The organism is Lysobacter panacisoli (assembly GCF_009765165.1).
GTDB classification, from domain to species: Bacteria; Pseudomonadota; Gammaproteobacteria; order Xanthomonadales; family Xanthomonadaceae; genus Lysobacter_J; species Lysobacter_J panacisoli.
In genome coordinates, this window is the sequence record NZ_VLNU01000002.1 from 64055 (window position 1) to 78390 (window position 14336).

Consider the following 14336-nt stretch of genomic DNA (forward strand, 5'->3'; position numbering starts at 1 on the left):
CGTGAACTGAAGCCGGCCTGTGCTCAGGCCGGTTCCTCCTGCGAGGTGCGCACGCAGTCGCGTCCGTCGGCCTTGGCGCGATACAGCGCCTGGTCGGCAAGCTGCAGCAGCGGATCGATCGCAGCCACCGCGACGGTTTCGATCGCGTGCACGCCGATGCTCGCCGTTACCGGAATCGCATGGTGGCCGCTGCGGAAGGGTTGTTCGCGCAAGTGCTGGCGCAGGTCCTCTGCGACCTGCGTGGCGGCAGTGAGATTCAGGCCGGGCAGCACCACCACGAACTCCTCGCCGCCGAACCGCGCCAGCAATGCGTCGTGATGCGGGCGCAATCCGTGGCCGAGCGTGCGCGCCGCCCAGCGCAGGCATTCGTCGCCGACGAGATGGCCGTACTGGTCGTTGATCAGTTTGAAGTTGTCCAGGTCGATCATCAGTAGCGACAACGGGCGGCGGTGTTCGCGCGCCTGCCGCAGCAACGCGTCGAAGCGATCGCGGAAATGGCTGCGGTTGTGCAGGCCGGTCAGCGCGTCGCGCTGGCTCGATTCGCGCAGTCGAGCGTGCGCGTCCTCCAATTGCGCCAGCGCGCTGCGAAGCTCGGTCGTGCGCTGTTCGACTTTCTGTTCGAGCTGGTCCTTGGCCTCGCGCACGATCCGTTCGTTTTCGTTGCGCAGCGCCGCGTAGCGGTGGCCCAGCGCGACCGAGAGCAGCAGCATTTCCAGCGCCGAGCCGATCTGCACGCCGTATTCGGTGAAGAAGGTCTTGGGCGTGAGGCCGAACGCCACGCCGACGAACAGTCCGGTGCCGAGCAGGAACATCGCCCATGCCAGCAGGAACAGCTGCGCCGGCGTGTAACCGCGACGCACCACCGCGACCGATACCACTGCGATCCACGCGATGCTGATCAGCACCGCGGCCGATGCGATCGGCGTGGAGACGTGGTACGGCAGCCACGTTGAGGCGATGCCGAGCAGGGCGAAGAACGCGATCAGCGCCAGGCCGATGCGGTCGCCCCAGGGCCAGCGTGTGCGCAAGCCGAGGAAGATGCGCGCGAACTGCTGCATGCCGATCTGCGCCATGCAGATCGATAGCGGCACCATGCGGTCGCTCATCCAGGACGAGTTCGGCCACAGGTACTCGAAGCCCAGTCCGTTCAGCGTGAACAGCACCATCCCGAACGCGGACAGGTGGAACAGGTACCAGAAGTAGCTGGCGTCGCGCAGGCTCAGCCACAGCGCCATGTTGTAGAAGAACAGGGCAAGAAGGATCCCGTAGTACGCGCCGATCACGAACTGCGCATCGCGCGAGAGTTCGGTGAACGCGACCGGCGTCATCAGCGAGAGCGGCACCTGCATCGAGCTCTCGCTTTGCACGCGTACGAACAGATCGACCGGTTCGCCCGTGGGCAGTGCGACCCAGAAGTTCGGATGGCGATAGCGGATGCTGCGCGCGGTGAAGGGCAGGTGGTCGCCGCCGGCCTGGAACGCGACGCGTCCGTCGGGATAGCGCGCGTAAAGGTCGATGCGATCGCTCAGCGCATAGCTCTGCACCAGCAGCCAGCGCTGCTCGGGGTTGTCGCGGTTGACGACGCGCGCATGGAACCAGAACGCGCCGTCCTGGAAGCCGAAGGCGGTGCGGCCGCCGGGCAGGGGCGCGAAGCGGCCTTGCTTCAGCCACGTCGTCGCGGACGTCAGGTCGCCCCGCGCATCGATGTCGTGGAAATAGCGCAACGCCGGGGCCAGTGGCACCTCGGTGCTGGCGCGGTCGAGTTCGATGGCGTCCTGCGCGGACACGGCAGCGGACAGCAACAGGCAGACGGCCACCAGGCAACGTCGCAGCCAACGCGTCCCACTTCCCATGTCTTCCCCTTGCCAGTCCCGGTCCAAGCCGACTGCGGACGCCGCGGCGATGGTCGCTGCGGAGCCATTCCCGTCTCAGGCCGACTGGCGCCGGTGACGTCCGCCCACTATGGATCAAGACGGTGTGAACGGGCCGTTCAGGCCGCCGATGGTCCGAAGCCCGCCCTGGGTTGACGGAGAGCCGTTCGGGCAGGTCTAATGTATTAACGCGTTAATACATTAGCGATCATGAAGCGACGTCCCACCGCCAACGAGCGTAGTGAAGAGAACCTGGCGTTCCTCGCCGCGGCCCTGCTCGAGCTGCGCACCGCCGAGGAGGTTCAGGCCTTCCTCGAGGACCTGTGCACGCCGGCCGAGCTGGAGGCCATGAGCGACCGCTGGCGCGTCGTTCCACTGCTCCAGGACGGCGTCCCGTACCGCGAGATCCACGACCGCACCCAGGTCAGCGTGACCACGATCGGTCGTGTCGCCCGCACCCTGGAGCGTGGCGCTGGCGGGTACCGCATCGCAGCCGGCCGCGTGGCCGCCCCGAGCGTCGATGACGCCCAACCCGAGCTTTCCAAATGAGCCCCACCGTCAACGCCCCGGTGCGCGATCGTCTGCGCGTCGCCATCCAGAAGTCCGGCCGACTGGCCGAGCCCGCGCGTGCGCTGCTGGCCTCGTGCGGGCTGAGCTGGCGCGAAAGCCGCGATCGCCTGTTCTGCTACGGCGAAAGCCTGCCCATCGACCTGCTGCTGGTGCGCGACGACGACATTCCCGGGCTCATCGCCGACGGCGTCTGCGACCTCGGTGTCGTTGGCCGCAACGTGCTGCAGGAGCAGGGTAGCGATCGCGCGGGCAATGGCCGCACGCTGGCCTTCCGCGAATGGCGCGCGCTCGGCTTCGGCCGTTGCCGCCTCGACATCGCCGTGCCCGACGGCTGGGACTGGGAGGGCGTGCAGCAACTTGCCGGCAAGCGCATCGCGACGAGCTATCCCGCGCTGCTGTCGCGCTGGCTAGTGGAGCAGGGCGTCGATGCGCAGGTCGTGCTGCTCTCGGGTTCGGTGGAAATCGCGCCGCGACTGGGCCAGGCCGAGGCGATCTGCGATTTGGTGTCCAGTGGCGCGACGCTCGCCGCGAACCAGCTCAAGCCGGTGACCACGCTGCTCGAAAGCGAAGCGGTGCTGGCGGGACCGGCGGAGGAACTCGACGCCACGCGCGGCGAACTCGCCGAGCTGCTGCTGCGCCGCCTGGATGGCGCGCTGCGCATCCGCCACAGCAAGTTGCTGCTGTTCCAGGCATCGCGACGCGTGCTGCCCGACCTGCTGCCGCTGCTGCCCGACGCCGAAGCGCCGACGGTGATGCGCCTGGACGAAGGCGACGACCTTGCGTTGCAGGCGCTGTGCCACGGCGCGGTGACGTGGCAACGGCTCGAGGAACTCAAGCGCGCCGGCGCGCGCGGGCTGATGGTGCTGCCGGTGGAGGGCATGCTGGCATGAGCGCACTCGTTTCCACCTTCGACGGCATGCGCCGCGTCGACTGGGATCGCCTCGACGATGCCACGCGTTCGCAGTTGCTGCGCAGGCCAGCGCAGATCACCTCCGCTTCGACAGCGAATTCCGTCGCGGCGATCCTCAGCGAAGTGCGCGAGAACGGGGACGCCGCGGTGCGCGCCTTCGGTGCGCGCTTCGACGGTGTGGAACTCGATGATTTCGCGGTGGGCGAAGACGAATTCCGCATCGCCTTCGATACGCTGCCCGAACCACTGAAACAGGCCATCGACGAAGCCGCCGAACGCATCGCGTCGTTCCATCGCGCCGGCATGAGCGAGGCCTACACCGTGGATACCGCACCGGGCGTGCGCTGCGAACGCGTGCTCCGGCCGATCCAGCGCGTCGGCCTGTACGTACCTGCCGGCTCCGCGCCGTTGCCGTCGACCGCGCTGATGCTGGGCGTGCCGGCGCGACTGGCCGGCTGTCCGGAAGTCGTGCTGTGCACGCCGCCGCGCCGCGACGGCAGCGCCGATCCCGCCGTGTTGTACGCCGCGTCACGCTGCGGGATCACGCGCGTACTGAAGATCGGTGGCGCGCAGGCGATCGCGGCGCTGGCGTATGGCACGGCCACGATTCCCCGCTGCGACAAGCTGTTCGGGCCCGGCAACGCATACGTCACCGAAGCCAAGCGTCAGGTCGCGATGGACGTCGACGGCGCCGCCATCGACATGCCGGCCGGACCGTCCGAAGTGCTCGTGATCGCCGATGCCGGTGCCAATCCGGCATTCGTCGCCGCGGACCTGCTCTCGCAAGCCGAACACGGCCCGGACTCGCAGGTGATCCTGATCAGCGACACGACCGCGTTGCTCGATGCGGTGGCGGAACAGATCGAGGTGCAGCTGGAAGCCTTGCCGCGCGCGGACATCGCACGCCGCGCCCTGCAGTCATCCAGCGCGATCCAGGTCGCGTCGCTCGCCGACGCAATGGCAATCAGCAACCGTTACGCACCCGAACACCTGATCCTCGCCGTGCGCGACGCGCGCGCTCTGTTGCCGCGCGTGCAGGCGGCAGGCTCGGTGTTCCTCGGCGACTGGGCGCCGGAAGCGCTAGGCGACTACTGCAGCGGCACCAACCACGTGCTGCCGACCAGTGGCGCGGCGCGCTTCAGCGGCGGGCTCAACGTGGCCAGCTTCCAGGTGGCGATCACCGTGCAGGAAGTGCAGCCGCGCGGCATCGAGGCCATCGGCCCGTGCGCGGTCGAACTGGCGCGCGCGGAAGGACTCGACGCTCACCTGCAGGCGGTGGCGCTGCGCCTGCAACAGGCGGCCGCGGCATGAACGCCATGCTCGACGCCACGCCGACGACGGGGCCGATCGCGCTGTTGCGCGAGGACCTTCGCGACTTCGCCGGATACCGTTCGGCGCGCAGCGAAAAGCTGCAGGGACACATCTGGCTAAACGCCAACGAATCGCCGTGGGCCAATCCCGCCGACCGCGACGGCGCGCTGCGTCGATATCCCGATCCGCAGCCGCAGCAACTGCGCGAAGCACTCGCTGCGCTGTACGGCTGCGTTCCGGAACAGCTGCTTGCCGGTCGCGGCAGCGACGAGGGTATCGACCTGCTGGTTCGCGCGTTCTGCCGCCCCGGTGGCGACGCCATCGTCGTGAGCACGCCGACCTTCGGCATGTACGCGGTGAGCGCGCGCCTGCACGGCACACGCGTGATCGACGTGCCTTTGCGCGAGGCGGATGGCGAATGGATCTGCGACCTCTCCGCCATCGGCGATGCTGCGATCGCACAGAGCGCGCGCATCGTGTTCCTGTGCTCGCCCGGAAATCCGACCGGTGCGCTGCTGCCACTGAAGGACATCGCAGCGCTGGCTGGGCGCCTCGAGCGGCGTGCACTGGTGGTGGTCGATGAGGCCTACATCGAGTATGCAGGGGCCGAGTCTGCGATCTCGCTCATCGGCGTGCAGCGCAACATCGTGGTGCTGCGCACGCTGTCGAAGGCCCATGCGTTGGCCGCCGTGCGCATCGGCAGTGTGATCGGTGATGCTGAGCTGATCGAGGCGCTGCGCCGTTGTCAGGCGCCGTATCCCTTGCCGGTCGCGTGCGTGGCCCAGGCGCTTGCTGCGCTCGATGGCAATGCCGCAACCACCACGCGCGACCGCATTTCGGCAGTCCAGGCGGAGCGCGAAGGCCTGCAGCGTCGCCTTGCGTCCGTTCGCGGCGTCCGTCGTGTGTATCCCTCGCGCGCGAACTTCGTCCTCGTCCGATTCGACGACGCGCAGGACGCATTCGAACGCCTCCTGTCGGTCGGCGTGGTGGTGCGCGACATGCGCGCCGCGCAAGGGCTTGGCGACGCACTGCGGATCAGTCTCGGCACGCCCGCGCAGAACGCAGCCGTCATTGGGGCGCTGGAAGGAGTGCGCGCATGAGCGCCACGCCGATCCTGTTCGTCGATCGCGACGGCACGCTCATCGAGGAGCCGGCCGACTTCCAGATCGACCGCTACGAGAAGCTGCGCTTCGTGCAGGGCGTGATCCCCGCAATGCTGCGCCTGCGCGATGCCGGCTATCAGTTCGTCATGGTGACCAACCAGGACGGCCTCGGTTCGGACGCCTTCCCGCAAGCGGATTTCGACGGCCCGCACCGGTTGATGATGCAGGTGTTCGAGAGTCAGGGCATCGCTTTCCGCGACATCCTGATCGACACCAGCCTGCCGGCCGACAACGCACCGACGCGCAAGCCGGGCATCGGCCTCGCCTTGCCGCTCATGCGCGAACGCGGCATCGACTGGTCGCGTTCGGCGATGGTAGGCGACCGCGAGACCGACAACGCCTTCGCGCGCAACCTCGGCATCCGCGCGTTCCAGCTGCGCACCGCCCAGTTCGGTGGAGAGTGGGACTGGGACGGCATCGCCCGCGTACTGGCAGACGCGCCGCGCGCGGTGACGGTCAAGCGCGACACGCGGGAAACGAAGATCGAGGTCGCGCTCGACCTGGATCGTGTTGCCGATCCGCGCGTGTCTACGGGGATCGGCTTCTTCGACCACATGCTGGAGCAGATCGGAAAGCATGGCGGTTTCGCACTGGAACTGCGCTGCGAAGGCGATCTGCACATCGACGAGCACCATACCGTCGAGGACAGCGCGCTCGCGCTGGGTCAGGCATTGCGTGAGGCGCTCGGCGACAAGCGCGGAATCGGTCGATACGGCTTCACGCTGCCGATGGATGAAGCGCTGGCCAGCGCCGCGCTGGACTTCTCCGGCCGTCCGTTCTTCGTGTTCGAAGGGGCGTTTGCGCGCGAACGCGTGGGCGATCTGCCGACCGAGCTGGTGCCGCACTTCTTCCGCTCTCTGTGCGAAGGCGCGGGACTCAACCTCAACCTCAGCGTACGCGGCGACAACGACCATCACCAGGTCGAGGCCTGCTTCAAGGCGGTGGCGCGCGCCCTGCGCCAGGCCGTGAAGCGCGAAGGCCGTGAGTTGCCGAGCACCAAGGGCACGCTGTAACCCTCACCACGGAACAACGAATACGTGAACGACGTCGTCCTCATCGACTGGGGCGGTGGCAACATCGGCTCGGTGCGTTACGCGCTCGATAGACTCGGCGCGCGCGCCGTGCTGAGCGCCGACGCCGATACCATCGCCAACGCGCCGCGCGTCATCCTGCCAGGCGTCGGTGCGGCGCCGCCGGCGATGGCGCGGCTGCGCGAGCTCGGCCTGGTCGACACCATTCGCACGTTGCAGGCACCGCTGCTCGGCATCTGCCTTGGCATGCAACTGTTGTACGAAGCCAGCGAGGAAGGCGAGGTCGAATGTCTCGGCTTGCTTCCGGGCCGCGTATCGCGGCTGGCGTCGGCGCCGGGTCTTCGCGTGCCGCACATGGGCTGGAACCGGCTCGAGCCTTTGGCGCCGTCGCCACTCCTCGATGGCATCGACAAGGGCGCGTGGGCGTACTTCGTGCACGGTTACGTGGCGCCGGTCACCACCGATACGCTCGCCAGCACCGGCCACGGTGCGAGGTTCGCTTCCGTCGCGGCGCGCGGGCGCTGCTTCGGCGCGCAGTTCCATCCGGAGCGTTCTGCGGGAACAGGGCAGCGCCTTCTCGCCAACTTCCTTCGAATGGAGACGGCATGAACGCCTCGCCTTCGTTCCGGCGTGCCGCCGGGTTCCAACTGTATCCAGCGATCGATGTTCGCGACGGGCGCGTGGTGCGCCTGCATCAGGGCGACTACGAACGCGAGACGCGCTATGAACCGACGCCGATCGATCTCGCCCGACGTTATGTCGCCCAGGGCGCGCAGTGGCTGCACCTGGTGGATCTCGATGCGGCCCGATTGGGCGGCTATTCGCTGCACACGCTGGTGTGTGAGATCGCCGATGCAGGCCTGCGCGTGCAGACAGGCGGCGGCGTACGCAGCGACGATGACATCGCGCGCATCCTCGATGCGGGCGCCGAACGCGTCGTGATCGGTTCGCTCGCGGTGCGCGAGCCCGTTCGAGTTGGCGGCTGGATCGAGCGCTTCGGTGCGGACCGGCTGACCTTCGCGCTGGATGCGCGCCAGGACGCGCGGGGAGAGTGGTGCTTGCCCGTCGCTGGCTGGACCCGAGACAGCGGTGCGCGGCTGGACGACATGCTGGATACGTTCGCGGAAGCGGGCGTCACAAACCTGCTATGCACCGACATCGCCCGCGACGGAACACTTGGCGGGCCGAATCTTGAGCTGTATCGCCTGCTCGCATCGCTGGCGCCGGGCCTTGAAATCCAGGCCTCGGGAGGCATCCGTGACATCGACGACATCGTGGCGTCGCAGGCGGTCGGCTGCGCGGGTGCGGTGCTGGGCAAGGCGCTGATCGAGAACGCGTTCGACCTGTCCGACGCCATCGACAGGGTGCGCGCATGTTGAGTCGGCGCATCGTTCCCTGCCTTGATGTCCGCGACGGTCGGGTCGTCAAGGGCGTTCGATTCCGCGACCACGTCGATATGGGCGATATCGTGGAGCTTGCGCTGCGCTATCGCGATGAAGGGGCCGACGAACTGGTCTTCTACGACATCACCGCAAGCCCCGAGGGGCGTAGTGTGGATCGGGAATGGGTCGAGCGTGTCGCATGCGTGATCGACATTCCGTTCTGCGTGGCCGGTGGCATCCGCAGTGTCGAGGATGCGCGCGCGGTTCTGCATGCGGGTGCGGACAAGGTGTCGGTCAACACGCCGGCCCTCGAACGGCCAGACCTGATCGGCGAACTCGCCGACGCGTTCGGCGTGCAGTGCGTGGTGGTCGGCATCGACAGCCTTCGCGACGAGGACGGCGAATGGCGGGTCCGCCAGTACACCGGCGATCCGTCGCGCACGCGTGCGCTGGCGCGGCGCACGCTCGACTGGGTGGAAGAGGCGCAACGCCGCGGCGCCGGCGAGATCGTACTGAACTGCATGGGAAGCGACGGCGTGCGCTCGGGCTACGACATCGAGCAACTTGCTGCGGTGCGCGAGCGTTGCACGGTGCCGCTGGTCGCTTCCGGCGGCGCTGGCGCCATCGAGCATTTCGCACAGGTGTTCCGCGAGGCCGACGTCGATGCGGCGCTGGCAGCGAGTGTGTTCCACTCGGGCGCGGTGCCGATCCCCGATCTGAAGCGGCACCTGCGCGGGCAGGGTATGGAGGTGCGCGATGTCGATTGAACTTCCGTTCGTCGTGGACGAGCTCGCGTGGGACAAGCAGTCCGGCCTGCTGCCCGCGGTGGTGCAGGACGTGGACACGATGCGCGTCCTGATGCTGGGCTACATGGATCGCGATGCGTTGCGCGCCACGCTCGACAGCGGGCACGTCACGTTCTTCAGTCGCAGCCGGCAGCGCCTGTGGACCAAGGGCGAGACGTCCGGGCATTTCCTCGATCTGGCCTCGATCGAAGCCGATTGCGACGGCGACACATTGCTGGTGCAGGCGCGGCCGCATGGGCCGACCTGCCACCTGGAGCGCGACAGTTGCTTCGGCGACGCGCCCGCGCGGTCCGCTTCGTTCCTGCAGGAGCTCGATGCACTCATCGCCACGCGCGACCGTGAACGGCCGGCGGAAAGCTATACCACGCGGCTGTTCGAAGGCGGCGTGCGCCGGATCGCGCAGAAGGTGGGCGAGGAGGGCGTCGAAACCGCGCTGGCGGCGGTCGCGCAGGGCGATGCGGAGCTGCTCGGCGAGGCCGGCGATCTGGTCTACCACCTGCTGGTCCTGTTGCGCGCGCGCGGCCTTTGCCTTGCCGACCTGGAGGCATTGCTGCGCGAGCGGCACGGGCACTGAGCCCGCGACTTCCTCCGGCCACACGGCATGCGGATAATCGCGCGACGCCTCCAGGGTTCGCGCCATGTCCCGCACGCTGTCCGCCTTGTTCCTGTGCCTTCTCGCCAGTACGACCGTTGCGCACGCGGCCGATGCCGTCGGCACCGTCTACGACGACGTCAACCGCAATGGCCAGCGCGACCGCAACGAGCGCGGCATCGCTGGAATCAAGGTGTCGAACGGGCGCGAGCTTGCGCTGACGGACGCGCAGGGCCGTTACACGCTTCCCGCGCGCGACGGCAGCACGCTGTTCGTGATCAAGCCGCCGTCTTACGCGGTTGCGAATGGTGACAATGGCCTGCCGCGGTTCTGGCACCACGTGTTCCCGCAGGGATCGCCCGCCTTGCGTTACGGTGGCATCGCGCCGACGACGTCGGACGGGTACGACTTCCCCCTGCATCGCGAGCGAGCGCAGCCACGTGACCTCGACATGCTGCTGTTCGGCGATCCGCAGCCCAAGAGCCGCACCGACGTCGGCTATTACGAACGCGACATCGTGCAGCCGCTGGCCGGCCGCCACGAGGCGCGGCTCGGGCTGAGCCTGGGCGACATCGTCAACGACGACCTCAGCCTGTACGCCGACATGAATCGCGTGACCGCGACGCTCGGCGTGCCTTGGCTGCACGTCCCGGGTAACCACGACCTCGACTTCGACGCGACGCGAGACGAGGACGCGCTGCTGACGTTCCGCAACGTGTTCGGTCCCGACACCTACGCGTGGGAGGAGCCGCAGGCGAGTTTCATCGTCATGGACGACGTGGTCTACCAGCCGGGCAGGAAGCCGTCCTACGTGGGCGGACTGCGCGACGACCAGTTCGCGTTCCTGCAGGCGTACCTGGCGACGCTACCGAAGGAGCGGCGCGTGGTGATCGCCGTGCACATCCCGTTCTTCGAACCTGTGCCGGGCGTGGAAACGTTCCGCCGTACCGATCGCGAGCGCCTGTTCGCGCTGCTCAAGGACCACACGCAGGTGCTGCTGCTCAGCGCGCACACGCACAACCAGCGCCACTACTACCACGACGCCTCGACCGGCTGGCACGGCGCGAAGCCGCTGCACGAGTACAACGCAGGCGCGACCTGCGGCGCGTTCTGGTCGGGCGTGAAGGATGCTCAGGGCATCCCGGACACGACGATGAGCGACGGTACGCCGAATGGCTATGCGCGTGTCGTCTTCAAGCCGGACGGTGCGTATTCGCTGCGCTACCAGGTGGCGCGCGGTGCGCGTGACGAGGCCATCGGGCTGCACGCACCGAAGGTCCTGCGTCGTGGCGCATGGCAGGCGTTCGGCGTGTACGCCAACGTCTACATGGGCGATGCCGACAGTCGCGTCGAGTACCGCATCGATGAAGGTGAATGGCGCGCGATGAAGCGCGTCGAGCAGCCCGATCCGCGGTTGGTCGCGGAGAACATCGCGGACGACGCGGCGACCGCGCTGCGCGGCTACGACCGTTCGCCGGAGGCGGATCCGTCCACGCATCTGTGGCGCGGCACGTTGCCGACAGACTTGTCGGCCGGGGAACACCGCATCGAGGTGCGCACCTTCGACCGCTGGCAGGGCGAACAGCGTGCGCAAACGCGCTATCGTCTGGACGACGCGCAGGAGTAACCATCATGGCCGCCGAGCTTCCGACCGATCTGCCGATCAAGCTGTTCCGGACGGAAGCCGCGTGGGAGAAATGGCTGGCCGCGCACGGCGGCGCACCGGGACTGTGGCTGAAGATCGCCAAGAAGGACCAGGGCGTGACGTCGGTGACGTATTCGCAGGCGCTCGACGTCGCGCTGTGCCACGGTTGGATCGACGGGCTCAAGCGCGCCTGCGACGAGCAGTACTTCCTGCAGCGCTTCACGCCGCGCAAGGCGAAAAGCCTGTGGTCGAAGCTCAACGTCGCGCGCGTGGAGAAGCTCGTGGCCGGCGGGCGCATGCGGGCCGGTGGGCAGCGCGAAGTGGACGCGGCGAAGGCCGATGGACGCTGGCAGGCTGCCTACCATTCCGCCAGCGGCATGGAGGTTCCGCCCGAACTGGCCGCGGCGCTGGCGAAGAACGCGAAGGCGCGGAAATCCTTCGAGTCGCTCAACGGCACCAACCGCTACGCGTTCTGCTGGCGCGTGCACACCGCGAAGAAGCCCGAGACGAAACAGGCCCGGGTGGAGAAGTTCATCGGGATGCTGGAGCGCGGGGAGAAGATCCACGCCTGAGGCGTGGACGTCAGGACACCGCGAGGTCGGCGAACGACACCACTCGCGCATGGCCATGCGTCGCATCGCCGGTGCGCGGTTGTGCGTAGTCGTCGAGGCGGTCGATCAATGCGGTCTGCAGGCCGGCCTCGCGCGCGGCGTCGAGTTCTTCGACCACGTCCGACAGGAACAGGATCTCGCCGGCCGGAATGCCGATGGACTCGACGATGTTGCGATAGCTCTGCGCCTCGCGCTTGCCGCCCATCTCGGTGTCGTACCAGCCGGAGAACAGGGAGGTCAGGTCGCCCGCGTCGCTGTGGCCGAAGAACAGCCGCTGCGCCGGCACGCTGCCGGAGGAATACACGTACAGCGGCAGGCCCGCGGCGTGCCACTGGCGCAGCGCCGGTGCGGCGTCGGGATAGATGTGCGCGGTGAAGTCGGCGCTCTTGTAGCCATCGGCCCAGATCATGCCCTGCAGCGCCTTCAGCGCGGTGTGCTTGCGATCCTCGTCGATCCAGCCCTGCAGCACTTCCACGATCATCGCGTCCTCGCACATGCCGCCGTTCTCGGCGGCGACCGTGTCGAGCCACTTGCGCACCGCCGGCTCCTTGCCGCGTGCGGCGACGAAGCGGGGCAGGGCGCGGCGCGCGTACGGGAACAGCACGTCCTTGACGAAGGAGATGCTGCTGGTGGTGCCTTCGATGTCGGTGAGGATGGCGCGGATGGTCATGGGGCGGTGATCGCAGTCGTGCGCGCGACGAGGCGCGTCGGAGGTGCAGGGCACGATCCCCGCGTACGCGGGGATGGCGAAGGCAGTGTCGGCGGGCTTCAGCCCGCCTGGCCCTTCTCGTAGCGCGGGAAACGCTGGGCGATGTCGGTGCCGGTGAAATGGCCGACCCAGCCGTCCGGCTCGGTGAAGAAGCGGATCGCGACGAAGCTCGGTTCTGGGCCCATGTCGAACCAGTGCGTGGCGCCATCGGGCACGGCGATCAGGTCGCCCTGTTCGCACTTCACTTCGTACACCTGCGCGTTCACGTGCAGGGAGAACAGGCCCGAGCCGGCGACGAAGAAACGCACTTCGTCTTCCTTGTGGAAGTGCTCGTCGAGGAACTTGGTGCGCATGGCTTCGCGCTGCGGATTGTCCGGCGCGATGCTGACCACGTCGACCGTCTTGAAACCGCGCTCGGCGATGAGGCGGTCGATGTCGGCGCGATACGCGTCCATGATCTTCTCCGGCGAATCGCCGGGCGCGACGGGCGCGTTGGCCTGCCACTGTTCGAAGCCGACGCCGATCTTCGCCAGTTCGCGCGCCATCTCGGCGTGGTCGCTGGTGGTCAGGGTCGGCGTGGCGGTGTCGTTCTCGTCAAAGATGCGCAGGCGGCTCATCGCTGCAGTCTCCTCAGGTCAAGCTCGCAGCCGAGCAGGAATTCGAAAGCTTCCAGATGGCGTCGCGCTTCCGGCATGTCGCGGCCCCAGGCGTACAGGCCGTGGCCGTCGATCAGGTAGCCCCACAGCTGCTGGCGGTCGAGCAGGCAATCGACCTGTGCGGCCAGCGTGTGCATGTCCTGGCTGTTGGGCAGCACGGGCAGTTCGACGCTGATCTCATGGGTGGTGTTGCCGGAGAAGGCTTTCAAGAGTTCGTAGCCTTCCAGGTGCACGTGGCCGATGCCGGCGTACAGGCGCGAGGCCACCGTCTGCGTGCGCGAATGGGTGTGCAGGACGCAGCCGATCTCCGGGAAGCGCTTGTACAGCTGCGTGTGCAGCAGGGTCTCGGCGGAGGACTTCTGGCTGGTCGCAACCGGCTGGGCGTCCACGTCCACGACCATGATGTCGGCTTCGGTCAGCTTGCCCTTGTCGCGGCCGGACACGGTGATGGCGATGTGGCGCTCGTCCATCCGGCGCGAGAAGTTGCTGCTCGTCGCCGGCGTCCAGCCGAGCGCGGAGAGCTCGCGCACGTTGACGATGATCTCGCCGGCGCAATGCGCCAGGCGCTGGGGGTCGTAGGGAAGGGAGGCAGTCATGGGGAAAGTGTAACGGACCCTCGCGAAAGGCCGGGTTACCGGATCGGGTGGCGCGCCTTTTTCACCGTCACGCCGGCCTACCGGGCCGGATCGATACTTCGCGCGGAGGTGGCCCATGAACGCTCATGATCACGCTCGGCGGCGCTTCCTGCGCCGGACGGCCCTCGCGGCCCTCGCCAGCCTCGCCGGAGGCGCCATCGCCGGCCAGGCGGCCAAACCCGCAGCCAAACCCGCAGCGAAGCCTGCCGCACCGGCGGCCCTGCCCAAGCTGCCGCTGGACAATCCGCAGGCCAAGGCACTGGCCTATACCGAGAACGCGGCGGCGGTGAAGCACACGCTGTTCAAGCCGGGCAGCGACTGCGCCAACTGCAACTTCTACAAGGGTGCGAAGGGGCAGGCCTACGGGCCGTGCCAGATGTTCCCGCAGCACTCGGTGGCGGCCAAGGGATGGTGCTCGGCCTGGGCGAAGAAGGTCTGATCGCC

General features: G+C 67.9%; 16 protein-coding genes. 12 read left to right on the forward strand and 4 right to left on the reverse strand.

Annotated features, from left to right (window positions below):
- Positions 1-23: 23 nt before the first annotated feature.
- On the reverse strand, positions 24-1817 hold the full coding sequence (locus tag FOF45_RS17715) for a sensor domain-containing diguanylate cyclase (RefSeq protein WP_158987766.1): 1794 nt from the start codon (positions 1815-1817) through the stop codon (positions 24-26).
- A gap of 264 nt (positions 1818-2081) precedes the next feature.
- Here FOF45_RS17715 and FOF45_RS17720 point away from each other — a divergent pair, with 264 nt between their 5' ends.
- From FOF45_RS17720 to FOF45_RS17770, 11 genes are all read left to right on the forward strand, one after another.
- Positions 2082-2420: a YerC/YecD family TrpR-related protein gene (locus FOF45_RS17720; protein WP_158987768.1), complete on the forward strand. Its 339-nt coding sequence runs from the start codon at positions 2082-2084 to the stop codon at positions 2418-2420.
- Complete coding sequence (gene hisG / locus FOF45_RS17725; RefSeq protein ID WP_158987770.1) at positions 2417-3331, forward strand: ATP phosphoribosyltransferase; 915 nt, start codon at positions 2417-2419, stop codon at positions 3329-3331. Before FOF45_RS17720 ends, hisG begins: the two co-directional genes overlap by 4 nt.
- Before the next feature lie 26 nt (positions 3332-3357).
- Complete coding sequence (hisD, locus tag FOF45_RS17730; RefSeq protein WP_158987923.1) at positions 3358-4662, forward strand: histidinol dehydrogenase; 1305 nt, start codon at positions 3358-3360, stop codon at positions 4660-4662.
- Between the two features lie 5 nt (positions 4663-4667).
- Complete coding sequence (gene hisC / locus FOF45_RS17735) at positions 4668-5762, forward strand: histidinol-phosphate transaminase (RefSeq protein WP_425481967.1); 1095 nt, start codon at positions 4668-4670, stop codon at positions 5760-5762.
- Complete coding sequence (hisB, locus tag FOF45_RS17740) at positions 5759-6838, forward strand: bifunctional histidinol-phosphatase/imidazoleglycerol-phosphate dehydratase HisB (protein ID WP_158987774.1); 1080 nt, start codon at positions 5759-5761, stop codon at positions 6836-6838. Before hisC ends, hisB begins: the two co-directional genes overlap by 4 nt.
- A 24-nt stretch (positions 6839-6862) precedes the next feature.
- Positions 6863-7465 (forward strand): imidazole glycerol phosphate synthase subunit HisH, encoded by a 603-nt coding sequence (hisH, locus tag FOF45_RS17745; protein ID WP_158987776.1) that lies wholly within the window; start codon positions 6863-6865, stop codon positions 7463-7465.
- Positions 7462-8235 carry a 1-(5-phosphoribosyl)-5-[(5-phosphoribosylamino)methylideneamino]imidazole-4-carboxamide isomerase gene (locus FOF45_RS17750; RefSeq protein ID WP_158987778.1) on the forward strand — a complete coding sequence of 258 codons (774 nt, stop codon included), beginning with the start codon at positions 7462-7464 and terminating at the stop codon, positions 8233-8235. The genes hisH and FOF45_RS17750 overlap by 4 nt, the downstream gene beginning before the upstream one ends.
- On the forward strand, positions 8229-9005 hold the full coding sequence (gene hisF, locus FOF45_RS17755; RefSeq protein WP_158987780.1) for an imidazole glycerol phosphate synthase subunit HisF: 777 nt from the start codon (positions 8229-8231) through the stop codon (positions 9003-9005). The genes FOF45_RS17750 and hisF overlap by 7 nt, the downstream gene beginning before the upstream one ends.
- Positions 8995-9618, forward strand: a complete 624-nt coding sequence (gene hisIE, locus FOF45_RS17760) for a bifunctional phosphoribosyl-AMP cyclohydrolase/phosphoribosyl-ATP diphosphatase HisIE (protein ID WP_158987782.1) — start codon at positions 8995-8997, stop codon at positions 9616-9618. Before hisF ends, hisIE begins: the two co-directional genes overlap by 11 nt.
- A 64-nt stretch (positions 9619-9682) precedes the next feature.
- Positions 9683-11263, forward strand: a complete 1581-nt coding sequence (locus FOF45_RS17765) for a calcineurin-like phosphoesterase C-terminal domain-containing protein (protein ID WP_158987784.1) — start codon at positions 9683-9685, stop codon at positions 11261-11263.
- A gap of 5 nt (positions 11264-11268) precedes the next feature.
- Positions 11269-11853, forward strand: a complete 585-nt coding sequence (locus tag FOF45_RS17770; RefSeq protein ID WP_158987786.1) for a YdeI/OmpD-associated family protein — start codon at positions 11269-11271, stop codon at positions 11851-11853.
- A 10-nt stretch (positions 11854-11863) separates the two neighbouring features.
- Here FOF45_RS17770 and mtnC read toward each other — a convergent pair whose 3' ends face one another.
- The 3 genes from mtnC to FOF45_RS17785 form a co-directional block, all read right to left on the reverse strand.
- Positions 11864-12562 (reverse strand): acireductone synthase, encoded by a 699-nt coding sequence (mtnC, locus tag FOF45_RS17775; protein WP_158987789.1) that lies wholly within the window; start codon positions 12560-12562, stop codon positions 11864-11866.
- A 98-nt stretch (positions 12563-12660) separates the two neighbouring features.
- Positions 12661-13218 carry a 1,2-dihydroxy-3-keto-5-methylthiopentene dioxygenase gene (locus FOF45_RS17780; RefSeq protein ID WP_158987791.1) on the reverse strand — a complete coding sequence of 186 codons (558 nt, stop codon included), beginning with the start codon at positions 13216-13218 and terminating at the stop codon, positions 12661-12663.
- The gene (locus tag FOF45_RS17785) at positions 13215-13853 is read right to left on the reverse strand and encodes a methylthioribulose 1-phosphate dehydratase (RefSeq protein WP_158987793.1); all 639 of its coding nucleotides are present in this window, start codon (positions 13851-13853) and stop codon (positions 13215-13217) included. Before FOF45_RS17785 ends, FOF45_RS17780 begins: the two co-directional genes overlap by 4 nt.
- 115 nt (positions 13854-13968) lie before the next feature.
- On the opposite strand from FOF45_RS17785, the gene FOF45_RS17790 reads away from it, so the two are divergent.
- The gene (locus FOF45_RS17790; RefSeq protein ID WP_158987795.1) at positions 13969-14331 is read left to right on the forward strand and encodes a high-potential iron-sulfur protein; all 363 of its coding nucleotides are present in this window, start codon (positions 13969-13971) and stop codon (positions 14329-14331) included.
- The last annotated feature ends 5 nt before the right edge of the window (positions 14332-14336 follow it).